Annotated in this window: 12 protein-coding genes and 1 pseudogene; 6 read left to right on the forward strand and 7 right to left on the reverse strand. The window is 39.7% G+C overall.

Translation table 11 applies throughout. The features are described 5' to 3' along the window. A pseudogene (locus C8D76_RS00005) lies at positions 1–76 on the forward strand (IS1595 family transposase); the annotation flags it as partial. 7 nt (positions 77–83) lie between these two features. Here the strand turns inward: C8D76_RS00005 and C8D76_RS00010 are convergent. Together C8D76_RS00010 and C8D76_RS00015 are read right to left on the reverse strand one after the other, a co-directional pair. Then, entirely contained in the window at positions 84–815 is a 732-nt protein-coding gene (locus C8D76_RS00010; RefSeq protein WP_243405780.1) for a FecCD family ABC transporter permease, read from the reverse strand. Between the two features lie 8 nt (positions 816–823). After that, a complete protein-coding gene (locus tag C8D76_RS00015) occupies positions 824–1,846 on the reverse strand; it encodes an ABC transporter substrate-binding protein (protein WP_116630795.1) in 1,023 nt (340 codons plus the stop codon). Between the two features lie 606 nt (positions 1,847–2,452). Between C8D76_RS00015 and rplJ the strand changes: the two genes are divergently transcribed. The 4 genes from rplJ (at position 2,453) to rpoC (ending at position 12,322) form a co-directional block, all read left to right on the forward strand. Continuing rightward, positions 2,453–2,944: a 50S ribosomal protein L10 gene (gene rplJ, locus C8D76_RS00020; protein WP_116630796.1), complete on the forward strand. Its 492-nt coding sequence runs from the start codon at positions 2,453–2,455 to the stop codon at positions 2,942–2,944. 57 nt (positions 2,945–3,001) lie between these two features. Continuing rightward, positions 3,002–3,370: a 50S ribosomal protein L7/L12 gene (gene rplL, locus C8D76_RS00025; protein WP_116630797.1), complete on the forward strand. Its 369-nt coding sequence runs from the start codon at positions 3,002–3,004 to the stop codon at positions 3,368–3,370. Between the two features lie 421 nt (positions 3,371–3,791). Next, on the forward strand, positions 3,792–7,820 hold the full coding sequence (gene rpoB / locus C8D76_RS00030; protein ID WP_116630798.1) for a DNA-directed RNA polymerase subunit beta: 4,029 nt from the start codon (positions 3,792–3,794) through the stop codon (positions 7,818–7,820). Between the two features lie 233 nt (positions 7,821–8,053). Then, positions 8,054–12,322 (forward strand): DNA-directed RNA polymerase subunit beta', encoded by a 4,269-nt coding sequence (gene rpoC / locus C8D76_RS00035; protein WP_116630799.1) that lies wholly within the window; start codon positions 8,054–8,056, stop codon positions 12,320–12,322. A gap of 239 nt (positions 12,323–12,561) precedes the next feature. On the opposite strand, the gene C8D76_RS00040 is transcribed toward rpoC, so the two are convergent. The 5 genes from C8D76_RS00040 to fkpA all read right to left on the reverse strand — a co-directional run bounded on the left by C8D76_RS00040 (position 12,562) and on the right by fkpA (position 15,097). Continuing rightward, positions 12,562–12,840: a DsrH/TusB family sulfur relay protein gene (locus C8D76_RS00040; protein ID WP_116630800.1), complete on the reverse strand. Its 279-nt coding sequence runs from the start codon at positions 12,838–12,840 to the stop codon at positions 12,562–12,564. An 8-nt stretch (positions 12,841–12,848) separates the two neighbouring features. Further along, positions 12,849–13,208, reverse strand: coding sequence for a sulfurtransferase complex subunit TusC (gene tusC / locus C8D76_RS00045; RefSeq protein ID WP_207774982.1), 360 nt, complete (start codon positions 13,206–13,208; stop codon positions 12,849–12,851). Next, positions 13,208–13,588 carry a sulfurtransferase complex subunit TusD gene (gene tusD, locus C8D76_RS00050; protein WP_116630802.1) on the reverse strand — a complete coding sequence of 127 codons (381 nt, stop codon included), beginning with the start codon at positions 13,586–13,588 and terminating at the stop codon, positions 13,208–13,210. The genes tusC and tusD overlap by 1 nt, the downstream gene beginning before the upstream one ends. Then, positions 13,588–14,250: a helix-turn-helix transcriptional regulator gene (locus tag C8D76_RS00055; RefSeq protein ID WP_116630803.1), complete on the reverse strand. Its 663-nt coding sequence runs from the start codon at positions 14,248–14,250 to the stop codon at positions 13,588–13,590. Before C8D76_RS00055 ends, tusD begins: the two co-directional genes overlap by 1 nt. Positions 14,251–14,317: 67 nt before the next feature. Next, positions 14,318–15,097, reverse strand: a complete 780-nt coding sequence (gene fkpA / locus C8D76_RS00060) for an FKBP-type peptidyl-prolyl cis-trans isomerase (RefSeq protein ID WP_116630804.1) — start codon at positions 15,095–15,097, stop codon at positions 14,318–14,320. Positions 15,098–15,181: 84 nt separating this feature from the next. Here fkpA and C8D76_RS00065 point away from each other — a divergent pair, with 84 nt between their 5' ends. Beyond that, entirely contained in the window at positions 15,182–15,394 is a 213-nt protein-coding gene (locus C8D76_RS00065) for a SlyX family protein (RefSeq protein WP_116630805.1), read from the forward strand. The last annotated feature ends 3 nt before the right edge of the window (positions 15,395–15,397 follow it).

The raw sequence follows: 15,397 nt of genomic DNA on the forward strand, positions 1-15,397 counted from the left end.
GGAATGTGAATTTCGGTTTAACTTTGGAACACCCAAAATGCAGCTAAAAACATTGCGAAAATGGTGTGAAATTTAGGGCTAATCTACGTCAGCCCCAAAATAAAAATTAAACGCGTGCGGGTCAAATTTATGCCTAAGGCTTGTGCTTCTTCATCATCAAGGCTTAACACATTCATACGCCAGCGTAATAAAATTAAAGGTAACATCGCGATTAGCACTAAGGGGGCGACAAATTTTAAATCCTCAAAAGATGTCATATTTAGCCCGCCTAATAACCAAAAAGTAATGGTGCTTAATTGACTGTAAGGATCTGCAAGAATTTTAAGCAAGGAAATGCCCGCACCGAGTAAAGTAGAAATGGCGACACCAGATAACACCAAGGCAAGAATGGGATTTTGACGGCGTACTGTGCTGGCAATAAAATAGACCAAACTCACCGCAGTTAAACCTCCAATAAAAGCGAAACATTGAATTAACATTAAAGGAAAATCAAAATAAATGGCAACCACTGCGCCTAATCCTGCACCTGCAGTTACGCCTAAAATATCAGGAGAAACGAGAGGATTTTTAAACATGCCTTGATAGGTTACGCCAGCGGTGGATAATGCAATTCCCACCAAAATTGCGGTGGCAATACGGGGAAGTCGAATATTCCACAACACGATATCAGAGGAAGTCATATTGCTTCCCCAATGCCAAAGCGTATCCCAAATTTGTGTAATGGATAGCGAAAACTGCCCTGAACTTACCGCAAATAGAATACTGACAATCAATAAAATAAGAGGGAATAGTAAACGCAAAATAAACCTCTTCACTTCTCAATTTAAGCCAAGAAACGATTGACTTGTTGTTCGGAGAGTGAATAGCCATAACACAATTGAAAATACTCTTGCACTAAAGCTGCACTTTCACTTCGAGTTATTTGGTTAGGTTTTAGTTTGTTAGCGAGCCAAATACAACCTAATAACCGATTAATACCTGGTGGCGAATCAAGCCAATTGAACGGCACATCTGGTGCTAAAAAAACTCGCTGATTTTTGACCGCACTTAGATTTTTCCACAATACATTTTGCTGAGCGAGTTGATAAAAATTCTGATCTTGAGTCACAATCAAATCAGGCTGCCATTGCAATAATTGCTCCATAGATACGCGCCCTAATTTTTTCTCGCCCAGCCCCGTTGCAACATTTTTTAACCCCAGCCAATCGAGCACTTCAGTATGAATCGCACCTTGAGATGCGGTTTCTAAACCGTCCGCACTGCGAGCAAGATAAACAGAAATTTTATCCTCTCGACAAATATTATGGGTTAAATGCAGAATTTGTTGTGCTAAATTAGCCAATTTTTTGGCTTTAGGCTGCACCTGCAACAACTCTCCTAATTCTAAAAATTGTTGCGCACTTTCCGCCAAATTGCCTGCAACGATAAAATAGGCTAATTGAGTTTGTTGTGAAATTTTCTCTGCAGTGGACAAAAACGTCGCACTTACATTGCCGACATCTAAAATTAAATCGGCGTTAAGACTGATGATTTTCTCCAATGGTGCGGTTGAACCACGCCCTGCAATCAGCCCGATATGCGGTAAAGCGAGAATGTTTTGAGCTAAATAAGGCTTAGATTTTTCTTTAATTTCTGTTGCAATACCGACCATTTTTTCAGGACATAACGCGATCAACATTAAATCTGAAACAAAACCAGCACTTAAAATACGCGTTGGAATCTTGTTTAAGAGCCCTCTTCGCACAATTAAAGACTGAGCCTGTTGCGATAAAACCAACGAGGGAAAGCTCACAGCAGATAAGCCAAGAAAAATTGTTTTAATAAAATGGCGACGAGAATATGACATAAACAACTCCTTACTAATTATATTGATAACTATATAACAAATCGTATTCTATACTAATCTTTCTACAAATATTAATAAGAAAATGAATAAATTATGATCGATATCTCAAATATAAAATTTGAGATACACGTTAGGTCTTATGTTTATTGATATTGTTTAGCACTATTTCCCCGTAGTGTTTGGGTGGGCATAGCTTATCTATATTTACTATATTCAGACTGTTGTTATTTACTGTTAGCTTAGTTTTTTGCAAGCTTTGGCTTGAGTGTGACTATCGGGGTGTTTGCTTCAATGTGGCTAACTTGTAAAAATGGTTAAAAACCGATCTTTTCCCTTTACAAGCAAAAGGAAAGTCAGTAATATAGCGCACCTGTTTGCGGGTGACCGTGAAATTGATGGTGCTTGCCTATCAAGCCCCGTCCAAGACCGTAGGAGAAAATGCACAAAAGTGCGGTCAGAAATGACAAAATTTTCTTAATTGCCTACGTAGATGGTGAACAGAAAAAGAATTTTTCTGCTTCTGTACACCGAAGTCGTCCTAATACGTTGTTTGTATTGGGTAATTTAATTCCGAGAAATCGGAGTGTATTCAGGAGCTAAAAGCCAATGGCATTAAATCTTCAAGACAAACAAGCAATTGTTGCTGAAGTAAATGAAGCAGCCAAAGGTGCCCTTTCAGCAGTTATCGCGGATTCTCGTGGTGTAACTGTTGATAAAATGACTGATTTGCGTAAAGCAGCTCGTGAAGCTGGCGTTTCAATGCGTGTTGTTCGTAATACATTATTACGTCGTGCGGTTGAAGGTACAGAATTCGAGTGCTTAAAAGATACGTTTACTGGTCCAACTCTTATCGCATTCTCTAATGAACACCCAGGTGCAGCAGCACGTTTGTTCAATGAATTTGCGAAAGCAAACAAAGAGTTTGAAATTAAAGGTGCAGCCTTTGAAGGTAAAATCCAAGATGTTGAATTCTTGGCAACATTACCAACTTACGAAGAAGCGATTGCACGTTTAATGGGTACAATGAAAGAAGCTGCGGCAGGAAAACTTGTACGCACTTTTGCAGCATTACGCGACAAATTACAAGAAGCAGCTTAATTTTAAGCCGTATTCTTAAATCGTTTAACAACTTATTTACTTTAGGAATTGATTGTTATGTCATTAACTAACGAACAAATCATTGAAGCGATCGCTTCTAAATCAGTATCAGAAATCGTTGAATTAATCGCAGCGATGGAAGAAAAATTCGGTGTTTCAGCAGCGGCAGTAGCGGCAGCAGCTCCAGCAGCTGGCGGCGCAGCAGCAGAAGAAAAAACAGAATTCGACGTAGTATTAGCTGAAGCTGGTGCAAACAAAGTTGCTGTAATCAAAGCAGTACGTGGTGCAACAGGTTTAGGCTTAAAAGAAGCTAAAGATTTAGTTGAATCTGCTCCAGCTACATTGAAAGAAGGCGTAGCTAAAGCTGAAGCTGAAGCATTGAAAAAAGACTTAGAAGAAGCTGGCGCGAAAGTAGAAATCAAATAATTTTGATTAAAACTTTTAACCAATTCTGGTTTAAAGAAACCCTGACGGAAGCGTTGGGGTTTTTATTTATTTCTAAAAATAAACTTAAACAAAATAACTGTTTTTAGGTTGCTAAATAGCCAAAAATTCACTATAATTTACGACCATTTTTAAAGAAATGCGGCTGGCAGTTTTGCTGTCAGCTTTTTTGCGTTATCGAGATAACGTGAAAACTCTCCGTTTTATTGCAGAAAAATTAAGTTAAATCAAGCTGTTAGCTTAATGCAATCCGCTCATCAGAAGTAAGGTTCAGAGTGCGGGATCTGAAAACGGGTTCAATCATTGATTTGAAAATTATCAAGATTTTGACCGCACTTTGTATATTTCGGTTAAGCAATTTTCATTTCAACTCGGTCTCACTAAAAATTACTGAGGAAAACCAATGGGTTACTCCTATACTGAGAAAAAACGTATTCGTAAAGACTTCGGCAAACGTCCGCAAGTTTTAAATGTACCTTATTTATTAACCATTCAGTTAGATTCTTTTGACAAATTTATTCAACGTGATCCTGACGGTCAGCAAGGTTTAGAAGCTGCATTCCGTTCTGTGTTTCCAATTGTTAGCAACAATGGTTCAACAGAATTGCAATATGTTAGCTATAAACTTGGTGAACCTGTGTTTGATGTGCGTGAATGTCAAATTCGCGGCACAACATTTGCTGCGCCATTACGTGTGAAATTACGTTTGGTGAGCTATGACAGAGATGCTGCACCAGGCACAATTAAAGATATTAAAGAACAAGATGTTTACATGGGCGAAATCCCATTAATGACAGAAAATGGTACCTTTGTGATTAACGGTACAGAGCGTGTTATCGTATCGCAATTACATCGCAGCCCTGGTGTGTTCTTTGATTCAGATAAAGGTAAAACACATTCATCGGGTAAAGTGCTTTATAACGCACGTATTATTCCTTACCGTGGTTCTTGGTTAGATTTTGAATTTGACCCGAAAGACAATTTATTTGCGCGTATTGACCGTCGTCGTAAATTGCCAGCAACCATTATTTTGCGTGCTTTAAATTACAGCACAGAAGAAATCTTGGATTTATTCTTTGATAAAGTTGTTTTCGAGCTCAAAGATAACAAACTTTTAATGGAACTTGTGCCTGAACGTTTACGTGGCGAAACTGCAACTTTTGATATTGAAGCAAATGGTAAAGTTTATGTAGAACGTGGTCGCCGTATTACAGCGCGCCATATTCGTGCCTTAGAAAAAGATAAAGTATCACAAGTTGAAGTGCCGACTGAATATATCATTGGCAAAGTTGCAGCGAAAGATTATGTGGATTTAGAAACGGGTGAAGTGGTTTGCCCTGCAAATATGGAACTCTCTTTAGAGTTATTAGCTAAGTTGGCTCAGGCAGGTTACACCACCATTGAAACTTTATTTACCAATGACTTAGATTTCGGTCCATATATTTCAGAAACCTTACGTGTTGATCCATCTTACGATCGTTTGTCAGCATTAGTTGAAATTTATCGTATGATGCGCCCAGGCGAGCCACCAACAAAAGAGGCTGCGGAAGGTTTATTCGATAATTTATTCTTCTCTCAAGAACGCTATGATTTATCTGCGGTAGGTCGTATGAAATTCAACCGTTCAATCGGCGTTGAAGAAGAAACGGGCAGCGGCGTATTAAGCAAAGAAGATATCGTTAGTGTGATGAAAAAACTTATCGATATCCGTAATGGCCGTGGTGAAGTCGATGATATTGACCACTTAGGTAACCGTCGTATTCGTTCTGTTGGTGAAATGGCTGAAAACCAATTCCGTATCGGTTTAGTGCGTGTTGAACGTGCCGTTAAAGAACGTCTTTCTTTAGGCGATCTTGATGCAGTGACTCCACAGGATCTAATTAATGCAAAACCGATTTCTGCGGCAGTGCGTGAATTCTTTGGTTCTTCACAATTATCGCAATTTATGGACCAAAATAACCCATTATCAGAAGTGACGCATAAACGTCGTATTTCTGCATTAGGTCCAGGTGGTTTAACCCGTGAACGAGCAGGCTTTGAAGTGCGTGACGTACATACCACTCACTATGGTCGTGTGTGTCCGATTGAAACCCCTGAAGGTCCAAACATCGGTTTGATTAACTCATTATCTGTCTATGCACGTACTAATGACTATGGTTTCTTAGAAACACCATATCGTAAAGTTGTGGACGGCCAAGTTACAGAAGAAATCGAGTATTTATCGGCAATTGAAGAAGGTAAATATATTATTGCGCAAGCAAACTCGAACTTAGATGAGAACTTGCGTTTTACCGATACTTTTGTTACTGCGCGTGGTGAACATGGTGAGTCTGGTTTATATCGTCCAGAAGATATTCATTATATGGACGTTTCCACTCAGCAAGTTGTTTCTGTTGCGGCAGCATTAATCCCATTCTTAGAGCATGACGATGCGAACCGTGCATTAATGGGGGCGAACATGCAACGTCAAGCAGTTCCTACATTACGTGCGGATAAACCACTCGTTGGTACAGGGATGGAAAAACCAATCGCACTTGACTCGGGTGTGGCGGTGATCGCAAAACGTGGCGGTACAATTCAATATGTTGATGCATCTCGTATCGTGGTGAAAGTCAACGAAGATGAAACGATCCCAGGTGAAGCAGGTATCGACATCTATAATTTAATTAAATATACCCGTTCAAACCAAAATACTTGTATCAACCAAATTCCTTGCGTGAATTTAGGTGAGCCCGTAGGTCGTGGTGAAATCTTAGCTGATGGTCCATCAACAGATTTAGGTGAATTAGCATTAGGTCAAAATATCCGTGTGGCATTCATGCCTTGGAATGGTTATAACTTCGAAGACTCAATGTTAGTTTCAGAACGTGTTGTTCAACAAGATCGTTTCACAACTATTCACATTCAAGAGCTTTCTTGTGTGGCGCGTGATACCAAATTAGGCGCGGAAGAAATTACTGCCGACATTCCTAATGTAGGCGAAGCAGCGTTAAGCAAACTTGATGAATCAGGTATCGTTTACGTTGGTGCAGAAGTGAAAGGTGGTGATATTCTTGTGGGTAAAGTGACACCAAAAGGTGAAACACAATTAACCCCAGAAGAAAAATTATTACGTGCGATCTTCGGGGAAAAAGCGTCAGATGTGAAAGATTCTTCATTGCGCGTGCCAAATGGTACCTCTGGTACGGTTATTGACGTTCAAGTATTTACCCGTGATGGTGTAGAGAAAGATAAACGTGCGCTTGAAATTGAAGAAATGCAATTAAAACAAGCGAAAAAAGACCTTGTTGAAGAATTAGAAATCTTAGAAGCAGGCTTGTTCTCTCGTGTACGCAATCTATTAATTGATGGCGGTGTGAGTGAGAAAGAATTGGATAAATTAGACCGCACTAAATGGTTAGAGCAAACCTTAAGTGACGAATCAAAACAAAACCAATTAGAACAACTTGCAGAGCAATACGAAGAATTACGCAAAGACTTTGAACACAAACTAGAAGTAAAACGTGGCAAAATTATCCAAGGTGATGATTTAGCACCAGGTGTTCAAAAAGTGGTTAAAGTGTATTTGGCGGTGAAACGTCAAATTCAACCGGGTGATAAAATGGCGGGTCGCCATGGTAACAAAGGTGTTATCTCGAAAATTAACCCAGTTGAAGATATGCCGTACGATGAAAACGGTCAACCAGTTGAAATCGTATTGAACCCATTGGGCGTACCTTCTCGTATGAACATCGGTCAGATCCTTGAAACGCATTTAGGTTTAGCGGCAAAAGGTATTGGTGACCAAATCAACGCAATGATCAAACAACAACAATCTGTTGCGAAATTGCGTGAATACATTCAAAAAGCCTATGACTTAGGTGGTGGTTCGCAAAAAGTCGATCTCAGCACCTTCACTGATGAAGAAGTCATGCGTTTAGCTGAAAACTTACGCAAAGGTTTACCGCTTGCAACACCTGTATTTGATGGTGCGCACGAAAGCGAAATTAAAGGCTTGTTAGAATTAGGCGGCTTGCCAACTTCGGGTCAAATCACCTTGTTCGATGGTCGTACAGGTGAAAAATTTGAGCGTCCAGTAACCGTAGGTTATATGTATATGCTCAAATTGAACCACTTAGTTGATGACAAAATGCACGCTCGTTCAACAGGTTCTTATAGTCTTGTTACACAGCAACCATTGGGTGGTAAAGCACAATTCGGTGGTCAACGTTTCGGTGAAATGGAGGTATGGGCACTAGAAGCATACGGTGCAGCATACACCTTACAAGAAATGTTAACTGTGAAATCTGATGATGTGAACGGCCGTACGAAGATGTATAAAAACATCGTTGGTGGCACTCACTACATGGAACCAGGCACACCTGAATCTTTCAATGTAATTATGAAAGAAATTCGCTCGCTTGGTCTTAACATTGACTTAGACGAAGAATAATTTGAATCGTTGGCGAGTTGTCTGAATTTGGAGAGATTTCAATCATAAATAAAACAACCGCCGACTGTGTTCAAAGGGCTTAAGCTTGAGCGCTGAGATGAATTGAATACATCGTAGATTTAGCCAATGCCCTTTTCGTCAACAATGCGAAAAAATCCGCGCAAAGTGCGGTCAAAATTTTGATATTTTTAACCGCACTTTGAATACGTTTAACTCCGACAGGAGCAAAATCTGTGAAAGATTTAGTTAATTTTTTAAAAGTACAATCAAAAACAGCAGAAGATTTTGATGTGATTAAAATCGGTTTAGCCTCACCAGATATGATCCGTTCATGGTCTTTTGGTGAAGTGAAAAAACCAGAAACCATTAACTACCGTACCTTCAAACCTGAACGTGATGGTCTTTTCTGTGCACGTATCTTCGGGCCTGTGAAAGATTATGAATGTTTATGTGGTAAGTACAAACGTTTAAAACACCGTGGTGTCATCTGTGAAAAATGTGGTGTTGAAGTGACTCAAACTAAAGTTCGTCGTGAACGTATGGGTCATATCGAATTGGCATCACCAGTGGCACATATTTGGTTCTTAAAATCACTTCCATCCCGTATCGGTTTATTATTAGATATGCCATTGCGTGATATCGAACGTGTTCTTTATTTCGAATCATACATTGTGATTGAACCAGGTATGACTGATTTAGAAAAAGGTCAGTTATTAACCGAAGAACAATATTTAGACGCTGAAGAACGTTGGGCTGATGAATTCGATGCGAAAATGGGTGCAGAAGCCATCCAAGCTATTTTACGCGATATGGATTTAGAGCATGAATGTGAAACATTGCGTGAAGAGTTACAAGAAACTAACTCTGAAACAAAACGTAAAAAAATCACTAAACGTTTGAAATTATTAGAAGCATTCATTCAATCTGGTAATAAACCAGAATGGATGGTGATGACAGTGTTACCTGTTCTTCCGCCAGATTTACGTCCATTAGTCCCATTGGATGGTGGTCGTTTTGCCACTTCAGACTTAAACGATTTATATCGTCGTGTGATTAACCGTAATAACCGTTTAAAACGTTTATTGGATTTAATTGCCCCAGATATTATTGTGCGTAACGAAAAACGTATGTTACAAGAATCTGTTGATGCGTTATTAGATAATGGTCGTCGCGGTCGTGCTATTACTGGCTCAAATCGTCGTCCACTGAAATCATTAGCGGATATGATCAAAGGTAAACAAGGTCGTTTCCGTCAAAACCTATTAGGTAAACGTGTTGACTATTCAGGTCGTTCAGTAATCACCGTAGGTCCATACTTGCATCTACACCAATGTGGTTTACCGAAAAAAATGGCATTGGAATTATTCCGTCCATTCATCTATGCGAAATTAGAAAGCCGTGGCTATGCAACAACCATTAAAGCGGCGAAGAAAATGGTTGAGCGTGAAGACGCTATCGTATGGGATATCTTGGCAGAAGTAATTCGTGAACACCCAATTTTATTAAACCGTGCACCAACATTGCACCGTTTGGGGATCCAAGCATTTGAACCGATTTTAATCGAAGGGAAAGCAATCCAATTACACCCACTTGTTTGTGCGGCGTTCAATGCGGACTTCGATGGTGACCAAATGGCGGTTCACGTTCCATTGACATTAGAAGCACAGCTAGAAGCTCGTGCGTTGATGATGTCAACTAACAACATCTTATCTCCAGCAAGTGGTGATCCGATTATCGTTCCATCGCAAGACGTGGTATTAGGTCTTTACTATATGACACGCGACAAAGTGAACGGTAAAGGTGAAGGCATGTTGTTGCAAGACCCGCGTGAAGCTGAAAAAGCTTATCGTACAGGTCAAGCAGAATTACATTCTCGCGTTAAAGTGCGTATCACTGAACATGAGAAAAATGAAGCGGGTGAATGGGTTGCTAAAACGACCTTAACAGATACCACTATTGGTCGTGCTATTTTATGGATGATCGCACCAAAAGGTATGCCATTTAGTTTGTTCAACCAAACATTAGGCAAAAAAGCGATTTCTAAATTAATCAATGAAAGCTATCGCCGCCTTGGTATGAAACCGAGCGTTATGTTTGCAGACCAAATTATGTACACTGGTTTTGCGTACGCAGCACGTTCTGGCTCATCTGTTGGTATTGATGACATGGTTATCCCAGAGAAAAAATATGAAATTATCTCTGCCGCAGAAGAAGAAGTTGCTGAAATTCAAGAACAGTTCCAATCAGGTCTTGTTACTGCTGGTGAACGCTATAACAAAGTTATCGATATTTGGGCAGCTGCCAATGAACGTGTAGCGAAAGTGATGATGGAAAACCTTTCAACGGAAGAAGTGATTAACCGTGAAGGTAACCCAGAAAAACAAGCATCATTCAACAGTATCTTTATGATGGCTGACTCTGGTGCGCGTGGTTCTGCAGCACAGATTCGTCAGTTAGCAGGTATGCGTGGTTTGATGGCGCGTCCAGATGGTTCGATCATTGAAACGCCAATTACAGCGAACTTCCGTGAAGGTTTGAACGTATTACAATACTTTATTTCAACCCATGGTGCGCGTAAAGGTCTTGCGGATACGGCATTAAAAACGGCGAACTCAGGTTACTTAACCCGTCGTTTAGTAGATGTTGCACAAGATTTAGTGATTACAGAAGATGACTGTGGCACCCATGAAGGTCTTGTAATGTCTCCACTCATTGAAGGTGGCGATGAAAAAGTACCATTGCGTGAATTAGTGTTAGGTCGTGTAGCAGCAGAAGATGTATTAAAACCAGGTACAGATGAAGTCTTAATTCCACGTAATACATTAATTGATGAGCAATGGTGTAACATTATTGATGCAAATTCTGTAGATAGCATTAAAGTACGTTCTGTTGTAACTTGTAACACAGACTTTGGTGTATGTGCGAAATGTTATGGCCGTGACTTAGCACGTGGTCACTTGATTAACCAAGGTGAAGCCGTTGGTGTTATTGCAGCACAATCAATTGGTGAGCCAGGTACACAGTTAACCATGCGTACATTCCACATCGGTGGTGCGGCATCTGCGGCAGCGAAAGAATCAAGCGTACAAGTGAAAAATAACGGTACCATTCGTTTAGCCAATATTAAATCTGTCACAAATAACGAAGGTAAATTGGTATTAACTTCGCGTAATACTGAATTAACAGTTATTGATACATTTGGTCGTACCAAAGAACATTATAAATTACCTTATGGTGCAATCTTAAATAAAGCTGATGGCGCGGAAGTGAATGCGGGTGAAACAGTAGCAAACTGGGATCCGCATACAATGCCAGTTATCTCTGAAGTAGCAGGTTTTGTGAAATTTGTTGATATCGTTGATGGCTTAACTGTTAGCCGTCAAACTGATGAATTAACAGGTTTATCATCAATCTTAGTACAAGATGTAGGTGAACGTGCCACAGCAGGTAAAGACTTACGTCCAGCAATTAAACTTGTTGATGCTCAAGGCAATGACATCTTAATCGCAGGTACTGATGTTGCAGCACAATACTTCCTACCAGGAAAAGCGATTGTTACATTAGATGATGGTGCAGAAATTAACATTGGTGATCCATTAGCACGTATTCCACAAGAATCCGTGGGAACGAAGGATATTACTGGTGGTCTTCCACGCGTTGCTGATTTATTCGAAGCACGTAAACCGAAAGAACCAGCAATTTTAGCTGAAATCTCAGGTATCGTATCATTTGGTAAAGAAACCAAAGGTAAACGCCGTTTATTAATCACCCCAACTGACGGCGGTGATACATACGAAGAAATGATTCCAAAATGGCGTCAATTAAACGTATTTGAAGGCGAAATGGTACAACGTGGTGATTTGATTTCTGATGGTGCAGAAACACCGCATGATATTTTACGTCTGCGCGGTGTGCGTGCTGTAACAGAGTACATTGTTAACGAAGTGCAAGAAGTTTACCGCTTACAAGGGGTAAAAATTAATGATAAGCACATCGAAGTTATCGTACGTCAAATGTTGCGTAAAGCTATCATCACCAACGCTCAAGATTCTGAATTCTTAGAAGGTGAGCAAGTTGAAGTTGCACGTATTAAAATTGTTAACCGCAAACGTGAAGCTGAAGGAAAACCATTGGTTGAATACGAACGTGAATTGCTTGGTATTACCAAAGCATCATTAGCAACTGAATCATTTATTTCAGCGGCATCGTTCCAAGAAACAACTCGTGTGTTAACAGAAGCTGCGGTTGCAGGTAAACGTGATGAATTGCGTGGCTTGAAAGAAAACGTGATTGTAGGTCGTTTAATCCCAGCAGGTACAGGTTTTGCTTACCACCAAAATCGTATCAAAAACCGTGCAGCAGGGTTAACAGTAAACGAAGAACAACAAGTGAAATTCTCAGCAGCAGATGAAGCTGAAATTGAAGCTGAGTTCAACGTGATAGCTGATGATGATCCAACGGCAAGTTTAGCTGAAATGTTAAACATGGCTGATGACGAATAATTAATCTCAGTAAACGAAATCCCCTGAAATCACTTTAAGGGGATTTTTTTATTTATATTTTTTATAAAGTACGGTTGAAATATCTTGTATATGAGATCTATTTTGGTATAGAAGAAATGAAAAGTTTTAGCGTAGAAAAGGTGATGAGTTTAGGAGCTGCATCTTTAAGGAGCTATGTAATTAAGGATATATGCAAAGAGTAGCTATATTCCTTTAAGATGCAGATGATTTAAGAACGATTAAATTGCGAAATGCGGTGTAACTTGTTCTGTTAGTTCAACGGCAAGCGATTGGGGAATGAGCCATTCTGTAGGGATTTTGCTGATTAATCCACGCGCTTTTACATCATCGACAACGATACGAACTGGGGCTTTGCAATTTTCCAAGAGTGCCACATCTCTTAATGCCAACAAAACACCATCTTGCCAGAGCAATACGACATCTTTTTCTGTAATATATTGGAAATAACGCATAAGTTCAGGCTGAGCATAGTTTGCTTGTGAGAAAGAATAAAGCATAAGATCTCCTAAAATGTCAGAATTTTGTCCGCACTTTTTAATTTTTCGATTAATTCGGCTCGTTTTAAAACGTGACACTCAAGCACGATTTCAAGATCCGCAAGATCGCGTTCAATCACGCTTTCTTCGCATAGATAGCGCTGCTGAATATTGTTTAATTCTAAGAGTTTAAAGGTACGAATAAAATCCTTTTGCAGTATGCCTTCTGGTTCTTGATTGGCGACAAGATTAAAAACGCCATTTTCGATAAAAAACACGCCAATTTCATCTTCATTACAAAAGGCGGTGGCAGCGAGTAAGGCATCTAATCCTTCACGACTAGAAGCACTACCAAAAGGAGATGAACGAAATACAAAAGCCAATTTAATCATAATGTTACCACGCGATCTGCTTCTAAGGTTGCTTGCATAAATTCGCCTAAGCCCGCAAGGACAAAGTAATCAGCCAAATTCCTTTGACTAGGTAAAAGTGCGGTCAAATTATCAACAATTCCGCGGCGCTGACTGGCTGAAATGCATAAATGTAATGGAATATTATATTGCTGGCTGAATTCTTGCCAGGCTTTGACTAGGTTGAATTCATCATTAGCAGGATGAACAAAGTCATTGGCGTTGCTTACCCCATCTTGCCAAAAGAAAATTTGACTGATTTCATGACCCCGTTCCACTATTTCTTGCGCCAATTGGTAGGCAGAAAATGCACCTTGCGCACCATAAACACTATTTTTCACGGCAATAACGTAACGCATTAATCTTGCTCCTGTTTGATTTGACGAATATATAAATACACGGTGTGACGCGAAATATTAAGTCGATCAGCAACCAAATTAATGGCATCTTTAATATCAAAAATTCCTTTTTCGAATAATGACATTACAATTTGGCGGTTTTTATTATTATTCGCCACATGACGATCTGCTGTAATTTCTTCAATCGTTTGCTCAACAGTTTGTACCACTAAATCTTCCACAGAGCTAGCAAAATTTACAGCAGAGGTTTCATTGGTTTCATTTATTGGCATAAATGCTTGAATAAACTGAGAAATAGGCACTTCAAGGTTGATATTAATGCACAATAGCCCAATGATTCGCTGATGACTGTTACGAATAGCAATGGTCACGGATTTCATTAAACCATTGCTTTTCGCCCGTGTAAAGTACGGTTTAGATACACTGTCTGTTTTCATATTATGTAATGATTGCAGTGCGCGGTCAGTAATTGGTGAGCCTTCTTGACGATTTGTATTGTGGCCATTTGCGATATAGATTGCAGAGCGTTCTAAATTCTCTAAAGAATGCAATACGATTTCGCAATTGCTACCAATAAGCGCACTCACGCCATCCACGACAGCGCGGTAAGAATTCACAATAGCACGGTCTTCATCGGTGAAGGGGCGTTTATCTTCTAACATGAAAAACTCTAATTTTTATGACCGCACTTTGGGCTTGTAAATTAGTAAAGTGCGGTCGTTTTTTTGATTATTTTGCAGGTTTTACATCTAACACTTCAACATCAAAATGCAGTGTTGAGTTAGCAGGAATTGCGCCAAGATCTTGATCACCATAAGCAAGGCTTGCTGGGATCACAAGTTCGATTTTACCGCCTTTTTTCACCAGTTGTAGACCTTCAGTCCAACCTGGAATAACTTGGTTTAAGGCAAATTCTGCAGGTTGTCCACGTTCAACGGAACTATCGAATACCGTGCCGTTTGGTAGTTTACCTGTGTAGTGAACTTTTACAATATCTGTTGCTTTAATCGGTGCGCCTTCGCCTTCTTTTTCAATGCGATATAAAAGACCCGATTTAGTTTGTTTCACGCCTTCTTTCGCTTTAAATTCAGCGGCAAATTTTTCGCCATCAGCTTTTGCTGTTTTCGCGGCTTCAGCTGCTTTTTGCGCATCTTCTTTCGCTTTTGCTTCAGCAGCTTTGCTTAATTTCTCGTTTAAATCGGTTAAAGTTTTTTGCAACTCTTGGTTTTGAGATAAATCGACTTTGCCACTTAACGCATCTTTGACACCAGAAAGTAATTTTTCTTGGTCATAGCTCATCACTTCTTTTTGTGAATCGACTAAACCTTTAAGATCTGAGCCTAATAAGATGCCGACAGCATAAGATGGATCTTTGGCTAAATTACTGTCTGCCTGTGCAACCGCTTTGCTGTCAGTTGCTGGTGCTTTTTCTTTTTCATTGCAAGCCGCTGTGGCAAATACTGCAGCAACTAATAATGCGATAGCTGAAATTTTTTGAATTTTTAGCATCCTCGTTTCCTTTATGAGTTAAAATAAAAATCTTCGGTAGGTTAAATCCAATTTAACAAATATACAACATTTATTTGAGAGTTTATGGAAAAATTTGAAAAACGCATGGCAGAATTGGAAATGAAACTGACATTTCAGGACAATTTGCTAGAGGAATTAAATCAAGCTTTGGTGGAACAGCAGTTTGTCATCGACAAAATGCAGGTGCAATTACGCTATTTGGCGGCAAAATTAAAAGATGTTCAGCCCTCAAATGTGGCAAGCCGAGCAGAAGAAACGCCACCACCGCATTATTAATAT

The sequence above is a fragment of the Alitibacter langaaensis DSM 22999 genome (assembly GCF_003096995.1).
GTDB lineage: Bacteria > Pseudomonadota > Gammaproteobacteria > Enterobacterales > Pasteurellaceae > Exercitatus > Exercitatus langaaensis.